This window comes from Sphingobium indicum BiD32, assembly GCF_000382885.1.
Classification (GTDB): Bacteria; Pseudomonadota; Alphaproteobacteria; order Sphingomonadales; family Sphingomonadaceae; genus Sphingobium; species Sphingobium japonicum_C.
In genome coordinates this window covers 1-14518 of the sequence record NZ_CAVK010000108.1, presented here as the reverse complement: position 1 = coordinate 14518, position 14518 = coordinate 1, and the positions used below count along the sequence as shown (strand labels likewise).

General features: G+C 64.2%; 12 protein-coding genes. All 12 read right to left on the bottom strand.

The genetic code is table 11. The features are described from left to right. Nucleotides 1–61: 61 nt before the first annotated feature. A complete protein-coding gene (locus EBBID32_RS10825; RefSeq protein WP_006956586.1) occupies nucleotides 62–1198 on the bottom strand; it encodes an NAD(P)/FAD-dependent oxidoreductase in 1137 nt (378 codons plus the stop codon). Then, nucleotides 1195–2568, bottom strand: a complete 1374-nt coding sequence (locus EBBID32_RS10820; RefSeq protein WP_037490120.1) for an NAD(P)/FAD-dependent oxidoreductase — start codon at nucleotides 2566–2568, stop codon at nucleotides 1195–1197. The genes EBBID32_RS10825 and EBBID32_RS10820 overlap by 4 nt, the downstream gene beginning before the upstream one ends. Continuing rightward, nucleotides 2550–2855, bottom strand: a complete 306-nt coding sequence (locus EBBID32_RS10815) for a (2Fe-2S)-binding protein (RefSeq protein WP_006956584.1) — start codon at nucleotides 2853–2855, stop codon at nucleotides 2550–2552. Before EBBID32_RS10815 ends, EBBID32_RS10820 begins: the two co-directional genes overlap by 19 nt. Beyond that, nucleotides 2852–4660: an ABC transporter ATP-binding protein gene (locus tag EBBID32_RS10810; protein ID WP_037490117.1), complete on the bottom strand. Its 1809-nt coding sequence runs from the start codon at nucleotides 4658–4660 to the stop codon at nucleotides 2852–2854. The genes EBBID32_RS10815 and EBBID32_RS10810 overlap by 4 nt, the downstream gene beginning before the upstream one ends. After that, nucleotides 4657–5490: an ABC transporter permease gene (locus EBBID32_RS10805; RefSeq protein WP_006956581.1), complete on the bottom strand. Its 834-nt coding sequence runs from the start codon at nucleotides 5488–5490 to the stop codon at nucleotides 4657–4659. The genes EBBID32_RS10810 and EBBID32_RS10805 overlap by 4 nt, the downstream gene beginning before the upstream one ends. After that, complete coding sequence (locus tag EBBID32_RS10800) at nucleotides 5487–6467, bottom strand: ABC transporter permease (protein ID WP_006956580.1); 981 nt, start codon at nucleotides 6465–6467, stop codon at nucleotides 5487–5489. Before EBBID32_RS10800 ends, EBBID32_RS10805 begins: the two co-directional genes overlap by 4 nt. Further along, complete coding sequence (locus EBBID32_RS10795; protein ID WP_006956579.1) at nucleotides 6467–8011, bottom strand: ABC transporter substrate-binding protein; 1545 nt, start codon at nucleotides 8009–8011, stop codon at nucleotides 6467–6469. Before EBBID32_RS10795 ends, EBBID32_RS10800 begins: the two co-directional genes overlap by 1 nt. Nucleotides 8012–8015: 4 nt before the next feature. Next, on the bottom strand, nucleotides 8016–9293 hold the full coding sequence (locus EBBID32_RS10790; protein WP_006956573.1) for an NAD(P)/FAD-dependent oxidoreductase: 1278 nt from the start codon (nucleotides 9291–9293) through the stop codon (nucleotides 8016–8018). Nucleotides 9294–9300: 7 nt separating this feature from the next. Beyond that, nucleotides 9301–9969 carry a haloacid dehalogenase type II gene (locus EBBID32_RS10785; protein ID WP_006956572.1) on the bottom strand — a complete coding sequence of 223 codons (669 nt, stop codon included), beginning with the start codon at nucleotides 9967–9969 and terminating at the stop codon, nucleotides 9301–9303. A 159-nt stretch (nucleotides 9970–10128) separates the two neighbouring features. Further along, entirely contained in the window at nucleotides 10129–11055 is a 927-nt protein-coding gene (locus EBBID32_RS10780) for a 2-hydroxyacid dehydrogenase (protein WP_006956570.1), read from the bottom strand. Then, nucleotides 11052–12098 carry a PepSY-associated TM helix domain-containing protein gene (locus tag EBBID32_RS10775; RefSeq protein WP_006956569.1) on the bottom strand — a complete coding sequence of 349 codons (1047 nt, stop codon included), beginning with the start codon at nucleotides 12096–12098 and terminating at the stop codon, nucleotides 11052–11054. Before EBBID32_RS10775 ends, EBBID32_RS10780 begins: the two co-directional genes overlap by 4 nt. A 97-nt stretch (nucleotides 12099–12195) precedes the next feature. Further along, nucleotides 12196–14343, bottom strand: coding sequence for a TonB-dependent siderophore receptor (locus EBBID32_RS10770; protein ID WP_006956568.1), 2148 nt, complete (start codon nucleotides 14341–14343; stop codon nucleotides 12196–12198). Nucleotides 14344–14518: the final 175 nt, after the last annotated feature.

The window sequence follows — 14518 nt, the reverse complement described above, 5'->3', positions numbered from 1 at the left end:
GCGGCGTGGTTCCGGCCCGTCTGGATTCCCGCTTATAGGGGGTCGCGCGCAATCGGCAATGTCAGGACGGCGTGGCGAACCGTTCGATGCGATAGGGCTGGATCGGAATGTCGGTCGCGCCCTTGGCGATGATTTCCGCCATCGTCTCGCCCACGCCCGGCCCGATCTGGAATCCAGACCCCGAAAAGCCGAACGCATAATATAGCCCGCTGGTCGTCGCGCTGGGTCCCATCACTGGCTGGCTGTCGGGCATATAGCCTTCGATACCGGACCACACCCGGATGATGTTCAGCTTCCCCAGCTGTGGGGCGAGGCGCCGGATATGCTTCAACTGGCTGAGCGTATTTTGCGGCTCGACATAGGCGCGATACTGGTCGGGGAAGGATGGTCCCCGCGTACTGCCCCCCAGCACGATATTGCCGCGCGCGACCTGCCGGAAATAGACGGTTTCCTCTTCCAGCGGGGTCATCACGCCAACGGCGGGCAGGATGCTGTAGGGGATCGGCTCGGTCACGCTCATGTTCGGGCCTTTGGGCACGATGGGAACCGGCTCGCCGAACTGCGACGACAAGGCATTGCCCCACGCCCCCGCCGTTATCAGCAGGATGGGCGCGCGAAACGTCCGCCCGTCCGCTGCGGTGACGATGAAATCCTCGCCGACCTTCTGCGCGTCGACGATCTTCGTATTTTCATGGATCACCGCGCCCAGCCGCGCCGCCGCCCGCGCAAAGGCAGGTGCCGCCAGCCGTGGATTGGCGTGACCATCTGTCGCCGAATAGGAACCGGCCAGCACGTCCGGCCCGAAGAAGGGGAATTGGTCGCGCAGCGCATTGCCGCTCAGCAATTCCAGCTCCAGCCCTTCCGCGCGCGCGTTGGCGGCATATTCCTCCATCGACCCCACCAGTTCGGGCCGCTCGCGATAGCAGACGCGGATATGACCGGACTGGAGATATTCGACATCCGCCCCCAGCAATTCGCGCGATTGCCGCCAGATGGCAATAGCGCGATTGGCCAGCGGCAACTGGTGGATGGGCCGCCCCTGCCGCCGCACATTGCCGAAATTGGTCCCGCTCGCCTGCCGGCCGATCAGGTCGGTTTCCAGCAGGGTGACAGACAGGCCATGGCCGCGCAGGAACAGGGCCGCCGATGATCCCATCAGCCCGCCGCCCACGATGATGACGTCGCTGGCCCCGCTCATTGATCGTCTCCAATCGCGATGGTCAGCGGCTTGACCGGAGCCTGGCCACGCAACCGCCCGACCTGTTCGACCGGAATGTCGGCTTCCGCTGCAATCAGCTCGGCCGCTGCCAGCCCGCAATAGCGCCCCTGGCACCGCCCCATGCCGACCCGGCTGAACGCCTTGGCCCGGTTCGCTTCCTGCGCGCCCGTCTCGCGCATCACAGCCCGCAAGTCGCCCGCCGTCACCCCCTCGCATCGGCACAACAGTGCGTCGTCCGGCAATTGCGATGCTTGTTCCGAAGGCCAGGGAAATGCCTTGGCCAGACCGCGCGCAAATTTCGCATAGGTGCCGACATCGCCGCGCAACGACGCCATCTCGCCCTTGTCCACCGGCAGGCCCAGATCGGCCAGTGCCGCCAGCGCGCCCAGTCGCCCGCTCGCCTCCGCCGACCGCGCGCCCAATATCTTCGCGCCATCGCCCGCCAGATAGGTGCCCGCCACGCTCGACCGCCCGTCACCGTCCCGCTCCGGCAGCCATTGTCGCGTCACAGGATCGAAAGTGAAGGCGCAGCGCGCCAGATCGGCCAGTTGGGTTTCCGGCCGCAAATGATGCCCCATCGCCACCGCGTCGCAGGCGATCTGCTGCTCGACTCCCGCCCCGGTGCGAAACCGGATGCCGCTCACGCCTTCGGCGGCATTACCATTTATTTCGAGAGGCTTGATGCCATTATACACTGCCACGCCCGCGCGCTTCAGCTTCATCGTCAGCGCCACGCCATTCCACAGCACGGACGGCACCGCCAGAAGATCGGGCAGCGCCTTGATCCGCGCGCTATAGGGCGCTGTATCCAGCACCGCGACAACCTGGGCGCCCGCTTCGACATATTGGCAGGCGACCAGATAAAGCAGCGGTCCCGATCCCATGAACACGACCTTGTGCCCGATCGACACGGCCTGGCTCTTCAACCCCACCTGCGCCCCGCCCAGACTGTAGCTGCCTGCAAACTGCCAGCCCTTGACCGGCATCAGTCGATCGGTCGCCCCGGTGCAGAGCAATAGCGCATCATAGGGTAGCGCGTCCTGATATGTCTGGCTCGCTGTCCAGACTTGCCCGCCCGCAATATTCCACACCAATGCTTCGGGCCGATAATCGATCTTGCCTTTCAGCCCGTCGAACGTCTCGTGCAGCGCCTGCGCCCGCCCGGCTTCGCTGCCGTAGAGCTTGGCATAGGGCCGGGTGAAATTGTCGGGCTGGCGGCGATAAATCTGCCCGCCATCGCGCCGCCCTTCGTCCAGGACGATCGGACGAATCCCCGCCTGCACGCAGGCTTCCGCCGCGCGCGTTCCCGCTGGCCCGGCCCCGACGATAATTATGCGTGGTTCGACCATGACGCCCCCGGCTGGCTGGTGACTATTTGCTGGCCCGATGCCGCCAGCGTCGAACAGGCGCGCAGCCGATCACCGCTTTCCGTCCACACCCAGCAGTCCTGACACGCCCCCATCAGGCAGAAACCGGCCCGCTTTTCCGGCCCGAACTCGGACTGGCGCAACATGCTGCCGCTGCTCAACAGGGCAACCATCAGCGTGTCGCCGTCCAGCGCCTCGACGGGCTTACCATCGACATGCACGGTAATGATGGGGCGGTCGGTTTCGCCCAGACGAACGAAGCGGCTCATGAGGGGATCAAACTTTCATCTCCATGATGACACAATATCTGGCTGCCCTTGGCCAGTGGGCGGCGGGGCGGGGGCGTGGTGTTACAGAGGCCATCCACCCGCGCGGCGCAGCGCGGCAGGAAACGGCAGAGGTCAGGATGATCGCCCGTCCCCCCGATCGGCGGCGGCGCGGCCCCGGCATGGCTTTCCTCCAGCCAGCCCGCGCGCATTTCCGGCACCGATCCGATCAGCAGGTCGGTATAGGGATGGAAGGGTGCAACCCCGAACGCGGCGCGCGGTCCCGTCTCCACCATCGTGCCCGAATAGAGGACGAGGATGTCGTCGCAAATCGCCCGCACCGTCGAAATATCATGGCTGATGAACATCGTCGCGATGCCCAGTTCCCGGCGCAATTCCGCCATCAGCTCCAATATCGCGGCACCCACCACCGTATCGAGCGCCGACGTCACCTCATCGCACAGGATCAGCTGCGGATCGGCCGCCAGCGCCCGCGCCAGATTGATCCGCTGCTTCTGCCCGCCCGACAAGCCGCCGATCGACCGGTCGATCAACGTGGCGGGCAGGCGGATGAGGTCCAGCAGTTCCAGCACCCGCATCCGCGCGGCATTGCCTTTCAGGTCATGGTAGAAGGCCAGCGGCCGCGCCAATATCCGCCCGACGCTATGCGCGGGATTAAGCGCCGTGTCGGCATTCTGGAACACCAGTTGCACCCGGCGGAACTGGTCCCGACTGCGCCCCTGCAATCCCGGCGGCAACACCTCGCCATCCAGCAGCACCTGACCGCTGGCTGGCGGTAGCAGCCCGGCGATAACCCGCGCGATGGTCGACTTGCCCGATCCGCTTTCGCCGATCACGCCCAAAGTCGCACCGCGCTCGATCGTCAGATTGATGTCGCGCAGCACCGGAATGCGCGGGCGACCATCCTTGCCGATCTTGCCATAGCCCGCCGTCAGCCCCCGTATTTCCAGCAGCGGCGCAGCCGACAGGGCGATTTTTTCGGGCGCGGGGCGGATCGCGGGATGCGCCGCCGCCATCAGCGTCCTGGTATAATCATCGGCCGGCGCGTGGAGGATCTGCGCTGCTGCTCCTGCCTCGCGGATGCGCCCCTGGCTCAACACGACGATCTGGTCGGCCATCTGCGCGACCACGGCCAGGTCGTGCGAGACATAGATGGCGGTCGCCCCCCGCTCCAGCACCACCGCCTTGAACGCGCGCAACACCTCGATCTGGGTGGTCACGTCCAGCGCCGTGGTCGGCTCGTCCAATATCACCAGTTCAGGATCGGTGATCAGCGCCATCGCCGCCATCAGCCGCTGCAACTGCCCACCGGACAATTGATGCGGGTAGCGCGCGCCGATCTGATCGGGAAAGGGCAGGGCGAGCGCGCGGAACAGCTCGACCGCCTTGGCCTCCGCCTGTGCGCGGGGCATCAGGTCGTGGATCAGCGCGGGTTCGATCACCTGATCCATGATCGTGCGCGACGGGTTGAACGCCGAGGCTGCCGATTGTGCGATATAGGCGATGCGATTGCCGCGCAGTTGCGCCAGCGCGCTGCGGTCCAGCTTGGTCAGTTCCGCATCGCCCACACGGATCGACCCGCCGGAAATCGTCGCGCCGGGCCGGGCATGGCCCAGCAATGTCAGCGCGATCGTCGTCTTGCCCGACCCGCTCTCGCCGATCAGCGCCAGTACTTCGCCGCGCCGCAACGAAAAATCAATGTCGCTGACGATCGGGAACATCTCCCCCGCCGCATTGCGCGCGGTGACGGTCAAGCTTTTTACCTCGACGTGAGGAGCCTCGCTCATCGGCCTTTCCCCTTGCCCGAAAAGCCGATCGCATCGATCAACAGGTTCACCCCCACGGTCAGCGTCGCAATCGCAACGGCCGGCGCTAAAATCGCCAGTGCCCCTTCGCCCAGCCCCGAAATATTCTCGCGCACCAGCGACCCCAGATCGGCGTCGGGCGGCTGCACGCCCAGGCCCAGGAAGGACAGACCGGACAGCAACAGCACGATGAACACGAAGCGCAGCCCGAAATCGGCAAGCAGCGGGTGGATCATATTGGGCAATATTTCGGCGATGGCGATGTGGAAGCGTCCTTCGCCCCGCGCGCGCGCCACCTGCACATAATCCATCTGCGCCAGATTAACCGCCAGCGCCCGTGCGATCCGGTAATTGCCCGGCACATAGGTGAAGGCCGCGATCAGCAGCAACAGCCCCAGCGACGACCCGAACGCCGCGACCAGCACCAGCGAGAAAATCTTGGACGGGATCGAAATCAGCATGTCCATGAAGCGCGACAGCGGCTCATCAACCTTGGTGCCGCCCACCGCCGCCGTCAGCGCCAGTGCAGTGCCGGTGCTACTGGCCAGCAAAGCCGCCGCCGCCGCCAGCCCGACGGTATAGCGCGCGCCCGACAGCAACCGGCTCAGCACATCGCGGCCCAGATAATCGCTGCCCAGCCAGTGTTTCGCCGACTGTCCGTCGAACACCTCATAGGCGACGAACGCGCCGACCGGATAGGGGGCGAGCATCGGCCCGAACAAGGCGACAGCCAACCAGAAAATGACGAGCGCCAGGCCGACCTTGCCCGACAGCGGAAGGGCTTTGGCTCGTTTGAAAGCAGAAGCGATCATTGGGCACGCAACCTGGGGTTGGCCAGGATCGCGGTGACATCCGCGATCAGCATCAGGATCAGATAGGCGGCGCAGAAGATCATCGCGCACGCCTGCAACAGCGGCATGTCGCGGCTGGTGACGGCGTTGACCATCAGGCTCGCCAGCCCCGGATAGTTGAAGATGGTCTCCACGATCACCGCCCCGCCCAGCAGGTAGGATAGGCTCAGGGCCATCGCGTTGACGATCGGCGCGATCGCATTGGGCATGATGTGCCGCATCACAATCCGCACCGGCGCGACGCCTTTCAGCACCGCCATTTCGACATAGGGCCGGTCCATCTGGTCGATCACCGCCGCCCGCGTCATCCGCGCCATTTGCGCGATGACGATGATGCTCAGCGTCAGGATCGGCATCGCAACCCCGCGCAGATATTCGCCCCACGTCATGTCATCCGCCACCAGGGCGATGGAGGGCAGCCAGCGCAGCTTTACCGAGAAAATCAGCACCGCAACCGTCGCCACCAGAAATTCCGGCACCGCGACCATCGACAGGGTGACGATGTTGAGCGCCCGGTCGATCCGTCCGCCCCGGTTCATCGCCGACCCAATGCCGATGGCCAGCGCGACCGGCACCGCGACCAATGCGCTCAGCGCGGCCAGCAGCAGGCTGTTGGGCAGCCGTTCGGCAATCACCTCCGCCACTGGCATGTTGGCGACCATTGACTGGCCCGGATCGCCGCTCACCATGCCCGTCAGCCAGCTGGCGTAACGGATATGGGCGGGGCGATCGAGGCCCATTTCATGGCGCAGTGCCGCGACCTGTTCGGCCGTGGCGCTCTGCCCCAGCGCTTCCTGCGCCGCGTCGCCGGGCAGCAGTTGCGCGATCACGAAAATCGTCAGCGATACCAGCAGCAGCGTCAGCAGGGACGATGCGAACCGTTTGCCGATCAATGTCAGCGCGGCGCTCATGCCGCTTGCGGAGGATGCGGCCGCCATCAGCCTTCCCACCACACATGTTCGGCAAATTGATAGCCCATCAACCCGCCCAGAGACACAGGATATAGCCCCTTCAACCGCCGGTCATAACCGTCGATCAGGCTGATAAAGACAGGGATGCCGACACCGCAATGCTGGCGGACCAGCCCCTGCATTTCGCCATAAAGCTGCTTGCGTCGCGCCTGATCGGCCTCGCCCCGCGCCTCCAGCAACAGCCGGTCGAACCGCGGATTGTTCCACCCGCTCTCGTTCCAGGCTGCGTCCGATTTGTAGAACAGGCTGAACAGCAGGTCGGCGGTCGGGCGCGGGTTGGTGTTGCCGAAGCCCAGCGGATGCTTCATCCAGTGGGTCGACCAGTAACCATCGCCCGGCACCCGGTTGACCGCCAGCTTCAATCCCACGCGCGACCCATATTCCTGCAATGTCGACGCCATGTCGACCGATCCGTCCGCCGCTGGCGACGCATAGACCGGCAGCCGCACGCCCGACAGGCCCGCCCGCTGCAAATGCCAGCGCGCCTTGTCCAGATCGAGTGTGGTCTGCGGCAGATCGGCGCGATAATAGGGGTGGAAGGGCGGGATCGGATGATCGTTGGCGATGGTCGCATAGCCGCGATAGAGCGCCCGCTTGATCAATGGCCGGTCGAGCAGATATTTCATCGCCGCGACAAAATGCGGGTTGCCGGTCGGCAATTGCCGCTGCTGCATTATCAGGTTGGTGTACAGGCCCGACTGGGTTTCCAGCAGGCCATGGCCGCGCGACGCCATGACCCGCTTGGTCGAACGTGGATTGACCGCAATCACCAGATGCACGTCGCCCGACAACAGCGCATTGACCCGGCTGACCTCATCGGGAATGCCGATCAGCTCAATCTCTTCCAGATAGGGCTTGCCCGGTTTCCAGAAATTGGGATTGCGCCGTCCCAGCGTCCGCACGCCCGGCCGGAACTGCGCACACATATAGGGACCAGTCCCGTTGGCAGTGCGAAAATCGCGTGTTCCCGCGCGCAGGATCAGGAAATGGGATTGCGCCAAAATGGTCGGCAAATCCGCATTGGGTCCGGTCAGGCGGATCGTCAGCGCATGCCGCCCCGTCGCCTTCACCAGCGCGAACTGCTCGGCAATCTGCGCCATCTTCGACCCGGTGGCCGCATCCTTGTGCCGCAGCAGCGACCAGACGACATCGGCGGCGGTCAGCTCCGCGCCATTGTGGAATGTCACGCCCTTGCGCAACCGCACATGCCAGTTGATCTGGTCCGCGCTTTCCATCCGCTCGGCCAGCGCGGGGCGGGGGACAAGGTTGCGATCGAGCTGGGTCAGGCCGCTGTAGAACATATAATGGCGCACATAGTCGGTCGACAGCGCGCCCTTGGCCGGGTCCAGCGTGTCGGCGGTCGAGCTGGACAGGCTGGCGACGCGGATGCGCCCGCCCACGCGCGGCCTGGATGCCGCCAGCGCGCCATTGGGCAGCAGCAGCCCGGTGCCAAGGGCAAGCCCCGCACCGATCAAGTCACGGCGGGAAAAGGGCGAAAGCATGTCGCTCAATGGATTACATCCTGCCATTTATACCATAGCCCCACCACGGCAGGAACCATGGCTTGCCAAAATGCCCCGGCACGCTCGGCCAGTCGAGATTGGCCCAGGGATTGGCCTCCGGCTCGCCGCTCATCACGCGCGCCATCTGCTGTCCCATATGCGTCGCCATCTGCACGCCATGGCCGCTATAGCCCATCGAATAATAGAGGCCGTCGGTCTCGCCCGCGCGCGGCAGCCGGTCGGCGGTCAGGTCGACCATCCCGCCCCAGACATGAACGACGCCCACGTCTTTCAACGCCGGGAAAATCTCGCCCAGCACGTCCTCAAGGATGCGTCCGCTCTTCATGTCGGACCGGGGATCGCTGATCGCAAAGCGCGCGCGTCCGCCAAAGATCAGGCGGTTGTCGGGGGTCAGCCGGAAATAATTGCCGATATTCTTGCTGGTCACATAATTGCGCCGTCCCGGCAGCAGCCGTTCGATCAGCGCGTCGTCCAGCCGCTCGGTCGCGATCACGAAACTGCCGACCGACACGATCCGCCGCCGGAAAAAGCCGAATGGCGCAGCGGCAGGCGCCCCGCCGGTCGCGACCAGCACCTGCTTCGCGGCGACGGACCCGCGCGATGACGTGACCCGCCACCCGCTGGCCAGCCGATCCAGCCCTATGACCTCGGCGCCCTCAAAAATCCGCGCACCGGCCCGCGTCGCCGCTTCCGCCAGCCCGACGCCGAAGCGGGCGGGATGGATTTGCGCACTCGTCGTCTGGATCAGCGCGCCATGAAAGGCGTCGGACCCCACTTCGTCGCGGATGCGCTCCGGCGGCACCAGCCGGACATTTTCGTCCACTTCCGCCGCCAGCAGGTCATGCGCCCGCGCCAACTTGTCATAATGTTGGGGCTTGGCTGCCAGCTTCACCCGGCCGCAGCGGGTGAAATTGCAATCAATGCCTTCCTCGCGCGCCAGCCGCTCGACCGTATCGACCGCGTCGCAATGCGCCCGATACCAGGCCTTCGCCACATCCTTACCGAACTTGGCCGACAGCGCGCCATAATCATGCGCGGTGCCATTATTGCACTGGCCGCCATTGCGCCCCGACGCCTCACCCACGACCTGCCCGGCCTCCAGCAGCACGACGCTCGCGCCGCGCCGCGCCAGCGCCAGCGCCGCCGACAGGCCGGTAAAGCCGCCGCCGATAATGGCGACATCGGCCGACCCGTCGACCCCGCCCTCCGCCCCGCCGGCAAAGGCCGGGGCGCTGGCGAGCCAGTAGGAGAGGGGGGCGGCGGCGCTCATCCGACGATCAGAGACCCACGACTGCCGGCAGGCAACCGATATGCGGGATTTCCACGTCGCGATAGAAGGGGTTGGACGGCTCATGCCCGCGACCCACGAAAACGCGGCAGCCAAAATGCAGGTCGGTCGCCGTATTCTGGTCGTAACGGAAGCTGGACGATACGTGCATCATATCCTCCGGGTTCGCGCCCAACTGGTCGAACATATATTCAAACGCCTGCATCCGCGGCTTGTAGGCCTGCGCCATTTGCGCGGTAAAGACTGCGTGGAAGGGCGCGCCGAGCATCCCCACATTATGGTGGATCTGGTCGTTCATCGCGTTGGAAAGGATGACGAGCGGGATCTTGTCGCCAATCTGGCTGAGGCCACCGGCTACATCGTCATGCGGACCCCAGGTCGGCACGGCGGCATAGACCGCATCGGCGTCTGCCTCATTATAAGCGACGCCCCATTTCTGGCACGTCCGGCGCAGCGAGTTGCGGATGATCTCCTGATAGGGTTCCCAGGCGCCCATCACCTGGTCGAAACGATAAGCACCCCAGTCCTTGCAAAAGGCGGGCAGTTTGTCCGCGTCGATGCGATCGGCCATGAAGGCGGTCGCCATCTCGGTCATGCGGAAACGGGTGAGCGTGCCATAGCAGTCGAAACTGATATATTTGGGCCGGAAATTGGGCATCGGCGGATCGTCCTTTGCGGGTTCTTAAAGCTGGGCCTCGCGGCCATGTGACTGGCACATTACGACATGGGCGCGCCGGAACATGAAGCCCATTTCTTTAATGGCGGGCGCATATATGGGGCTTTTATCGCTGCCCATTCAGCATAGATTGCCGCGCGCTCAATAGCCACGGTCGCGCGCGACTTCGCCCTCCATCGGCGCGCCCGATTGGTGGCGGCGGATATTGGCGATCAGCGCGCGCGCGGCACTGTCGGCGCGGGTCATGCTGGCGACATGGGGGGTCATGATGATGCGCGGATGCGCCCAGAAAGCATGACCTTGCGGCAGCGGTTCCGGGTCGAACACGTCCAGCACCGCGCCCGACAGATGCCGCTCGTCCAGCAAGGACAGCAGATCCTGCTCCACCAGATGCCCGCCCCGCCCGACATTGATCAGGCCCGCGCCGCGCGGCAGCTGCGCCAGCGTCTCCCGGCACAAAATGCCGCGCGTCTCGTCCGTCAGCGGCAGCAGGCAAATCACTATGTCGCAGCCCGACAGGAAGGCAGGCAAAGCCGCCGCGCCCGCAAAACAATTGACGCCCTCGACGCTATGGGCCGACCGGCTCCATCCCGACAGCGGAAAACCGAATGGCCGGAGCGCCCCCAGCACCGCCTGCCCCAGATTGCCCAGCCCCATCACGCCGACGCGGCGCTGGCTGGCGGGCGTCAGCTTGATCGGCGCCCAGCGCCCTTCGCGCTGCGCTATGCCATGGTCGATCAGGTTGCGATGCAGCGCCAGTACCGCCATCGTCGCATATTCGACCATGCCCTGCGCAATCCCCGGCTCGATCATCCGCACCACGCGGACATGGGGCGGCAGGCGCGACATATCGAACTGGTCGATCCCCGCGCCGATCGAAAACAATATCTCCAGCGCGGGCAATGTCGCGATCAGCTCCACCGATGGATTCCACGCGGCGAGGTAGCGGATGGCGGCGGGATCATGCGCGTCCGCCGGATCGGCAAAGCCGATATCCGCCGCCTCGGCCTCAAAAATATCGCGCCAGATGCGCCCGCGTTCGGGATCGGATGTATAAAGCAGGGTCATGCCATGGACTTTCGGATGGGCGCGGGACGGCGGCCGGCCTTGGCCTGCCACCAGATGAGAGGACCGGAAACGCACAGCGCGGCCAATGCCAGCGCGACGATCAGCAGCACGGCCCGACCGGCTGCGCCAAAAGCGTCGCCCGCATGGAGCGGCAACACGCTCATCCACAAAGCGGGGTTGAACTGCGCGCGGGTCGCGCTGACGATATGCGGCTGCGCCAGCGTCACGATGACGCGATGGATCGCGCGCGCATTGCGTTCGGGCGCATGAAAATTGACGATCAGCCGGTCGCCATCGATCCGCAGGTCGCGCAGCGCGGCTTCGGGAAAGGCTGTCTGCGCCAAAGCAACGCTGCGGTCGATCGTTGCGGCCGAAGCGGTGGAGGGCGCACTGGCTGCGCCGCTGCCCAGCCATTCGGGCACCACCAGCAACAGGCCCGTCGTCGCCACGAACAGCAGGATGGCGCTCAGCACGACGCCCGCCGTGCGATGGCATTGGCGCAGCACCAGCCGGGGCGACAATGTCCAGCGTACCGTCAGCGCCTTGCCCATCTTGCCGCGCTTGGGCCACCAATAGGCCAGGCCGCTTGCCACCATCGCCAGCAAGGCGATGCCGTTCAGGATCACCACCGCCATGCCAACCTTGCCCGCCATCAACCGAAAGTGGATTTGCAGCGCCGCCTCGACCGGAAAGGCCAGGACGCTACCGGATCGCAAAATCGCACCACCTGCCGGATCGACCGACGCATAGCGCACCGCGCCGTCATGATCGCCCAATTGTGCGAACCAGCTTGCCCCATCAGCATCGGGCGCAAACAGGCGCGTCACCCGATAGCCAGCCATCGCCCGGTTCGCCTGCGTCACCGCCATGCCAACCGAAACCTCCGGTCCCGTCCCGCCGCTGGTCATCGCCACCGGATCGATCAGCCGCGCCAGCGGTCCGCGATAGACCAGCATCGCCCCGCTCAGCGCCTGCACCAGCAGGAACGCCGCCATGGCCAGGCCGATCATCCGGTGCAGGCGCAACATCAGCGCGCGGTTCATGGGGCATCCCTCAAAAACGAAAAGGGCCGCCAACGACAGGAGGAGGGATGTCGTTGGCGGCCCGAAAGAGAGGCGCGAACGCCTCCCCGGCACCTGTTTAGAAGTTGAACGTACCGCGCACCGTGAAGGAACGGGGCATACCCGGCTGCACCCACAAGGCTGCATAGGAGCTGGCATAATATTTCTTGTCGAACAGATTATCGACATTGGCTGACAGCTTGAACTGGTCGTTGATCGTGACCGATCCCATCAGCTTGGCGATGGTGTAGCTGGGCAGGAAGAATTTGGTCGCCGTCTCGCCCAGACGCTTGCCCACATGGTTCACGCCACCACCCAGCATCGCTTCATGATTGCCGATGGAGAAATTATTGAACAGCAGGATATTGCCCTGATGCTTGGGAATGTTGACCAGCGGATCGCCCTTCAGGATCGGCGCACCGAAATTGGGGTCGAACACGTTGCTGGCCCAGCCCGCATCGGTATAGGCATAGGTCAGAAACAGCTCGAACCCGGCAGGCAGCTTGGCATTCACGTCGAATTCCACGCCCTTGCTGTCAGCCCCGCCCACCGGCTTGGAAAAGCCTGCATTGACCGGATCGGTCGACAGCACGTTGGTCTTTTCCATCTTGTAGAGCGACAACGTGCTGGTGATTTTGCCGTCGGTGGTCACGAACTTCGCGCCCACTTCATAGCTTTTGCTGATTTCCGGCGCGAAGGGCTGGCCGTCGAAACCCACGCCGCTGTTGGGGCGGAAGCCCTTGCCATAGCTGGCATAGAGCGAAACGGTGCTGGTCGGCTCGAATACCAGACCGGCCATCGGGCTGAACTTGGTATAGCTCTTGTTCGGGTTGGTGCCGTTCAGGCGCAGGTCGATATTCTGGCTGAAATGATCGTAACGGCCGCCGAAACGCACCTTGAACTGTTCAGTAATCTCGATCTGATCCTGCGCATAAATGCCCCAGGCCTTCTGCACTTCATTTGCGTCCTGAATGACGACATTGGGGACGGGCGCGGCGATGTTGTAATTGGGATTGAAAATGTCGATCGAATAGGACTGGTCGGCCGCGACCGGGCGATAGCGGGTCTGGAACGTGTCGATCTCGAACTTGTCCCAATCCGCGCCGACGCGGATATTGTGGACGATCGACCCGGTTTCTGCCTTGCCGCTGATTTCGCCACGGAAAACCATATGGGTGGTGCTGTAATCGCGATAACGACGCTGGCGGGTGAGGGTGCGTCCGTCATTGTCGATCCGCTGGCGGCCCAGCACCAGCTCAGGATCGCTCGAATAACCCTCGAACGTGGTGTCCTTGTAGCCCGCGCCCAGCATCACGACCCAGTCGTCGCTCAGGTCATGCTGCAACTGCGCCTGATGGCCCAGCACTTCGACCTCGATCGGCCCGTCGCCGGGGTTGCCCAGAAAACGGGTGTTGGGAATGACGCCCAGCGTATAGCCGCTGATGGTGCCATTGGCCGCAACGGTTGGTATAGCGAGAACGCCGCGATCGAACGGTACTTCCTGGTTCACATATTCCAGTTCGTAAGTGAAGATCGTCTTGTCCGACAGCTTCGCCAGGAAGGACGGATTCAGCACATATTTGCGCGTCTCCACCGTGTCGCGGAAGCTTTCGGCATTTTCGACCGCACCGGTCAGGCGGATGGCGACCGTGTCGGAGACGGGCAGATTATAGTCGCCCTCGACGCGATAGGTGTTCCATTTGCCGCCCGCGACCGAAAAGCTGCCGCCTTCCTTGAAGGTCGGCTTCTTGCTGACGATGTTGACCGTGCCACCCGGCTCGCCGCGCCCGAACAGCGCGCTGTTGGGACCCTTGAGTACTTCGATCCGCTCGACGTTCGATGCATCGCGCGGGCCACCATAACCACGGCCACCGTTAAAGCCGTTGACCAGGAAGCCGCTCGGAAAATTCTCGTCCCCGGCAAAGCCGCGGATCGCGAAACTGTCCCACAGGCCACCGAAATTATTCTGCTTGGAAATGCCGCTGGCCAGTTCCAGCGCGGTGTCGAGCCGGGTGATGTTCAGGTCGTTGAGCAGCTTGCCTTCCAGAAACTGGACCGCCTGCGGGATTTCCTTGACCGGCGTGTCGCCAAAATATTGGCGCTTCAGGCCGGTGACGATGATGTCGCTGGATTCGGCGGCGGGAGCCTGCGCGATCACGGCAGACGGCAGCGCGATGGCGGCGGTGCTGGCGATCAGTGCCAGACGGAGTGTGGATGATGTGCGCATGATGAAATCCCCTTAAAAAATCGCTGTTCCGAACGTCCTGCGAAGCGGGGACCGGCGGGTCCTTTTTATGTCCGACGCGGACTATTGGTCCTGTCATCGGGTGCCGGGCCACTGGGTGTTTGTGCCACCTCTTCTTAAGATCGAGGCTAGGACGAGTACTAGGGCGTGGTGACGA

Excerpts from the sequence above, each read along its gene's own strand:
- EBBID32_RS10820 (WP_037490120.1), bottom strand. The coding sequence starts at position 2,568 with ATGGTCGAACCACGCATAATTATCGTCGGGGCCGGGCCAGCGGGAACG.
- EBBID32_RS10785 (WP_006956572.1), bottom strand. The coding sequence starts at position 9,969 with ATGCCCAATTTCCGGCCCAAATATATCAGTTTCGACTGCTATGGCACG.
- EBBID32_RS10770 (WP_006956568.1), bottom strand. The coding sequence starts at position 14,343 with ATGCGCACATCATCCACACTCCGTCTGGCACTGATCGCCAGCACCGCC.
- EBBID32_RS10805 (WP_006956581.1), bottom strand. The coding sequence starts at position 5,490 with ATGATCGCTTCTGCTTTCAAACGAGCCAAAGCCCTTCCGCTGTCGGGC.
- EBBID32_RS10825 (WP_006956586.1), bottom strand. The coding sequence starts at position 1,198 with ATGAGCGGGGCCAGCGACGTCATCATCGTGGGCGGCGGGCTGATGGGA.
- EBBID32_RS10810 (WP_037490117.1), bottom strand. The coding sequence starts at position 4,660 with ATGAGCGAGGCTCCTCACGTCGAGGTAAAAAGCTTGACCGTCACCGCG.
- EBBID32_RS10815 (WP_006956584.1), bottom strand. The coding sequence starts at position 2,855 with ATGAGCCGCTTCGTTCGTCTGGGCGAAACCGACCGCCCCATCATTACC.
- EBBID32_RS10800 (WP_006956580.1), bottom strand. The coding sequence starts at position 6,467 with ATGGCGGCCGCATCCTCCGCAAGCGGCATGAGCGCCGCGCTGACATTG.
- EBBID32_RS10780 (WP_006956570.1), bottom strand. The coding sequence starts at position 11,055 with ATGACCCTGCTTTATACATCCGATCCCGAACGCGGGCGCATCTGGCGC.
- EBBID32_RS10790 (WP_006956573.1), bottom strand. The coding sequence starts at position 9,293 with ATGAGCGCCGCCGCCCCCCTCTCCTACTGGCTCGCCAGCGCCCCGGCC.
- EBBID32_RS10775 (WP_006956569.1), bottom strand. The coding sequence starts at position 12,098 with ATGAACCGCGCGCTGATGTTGCGCCTGCACCGGATGATCGGCCTGGCC.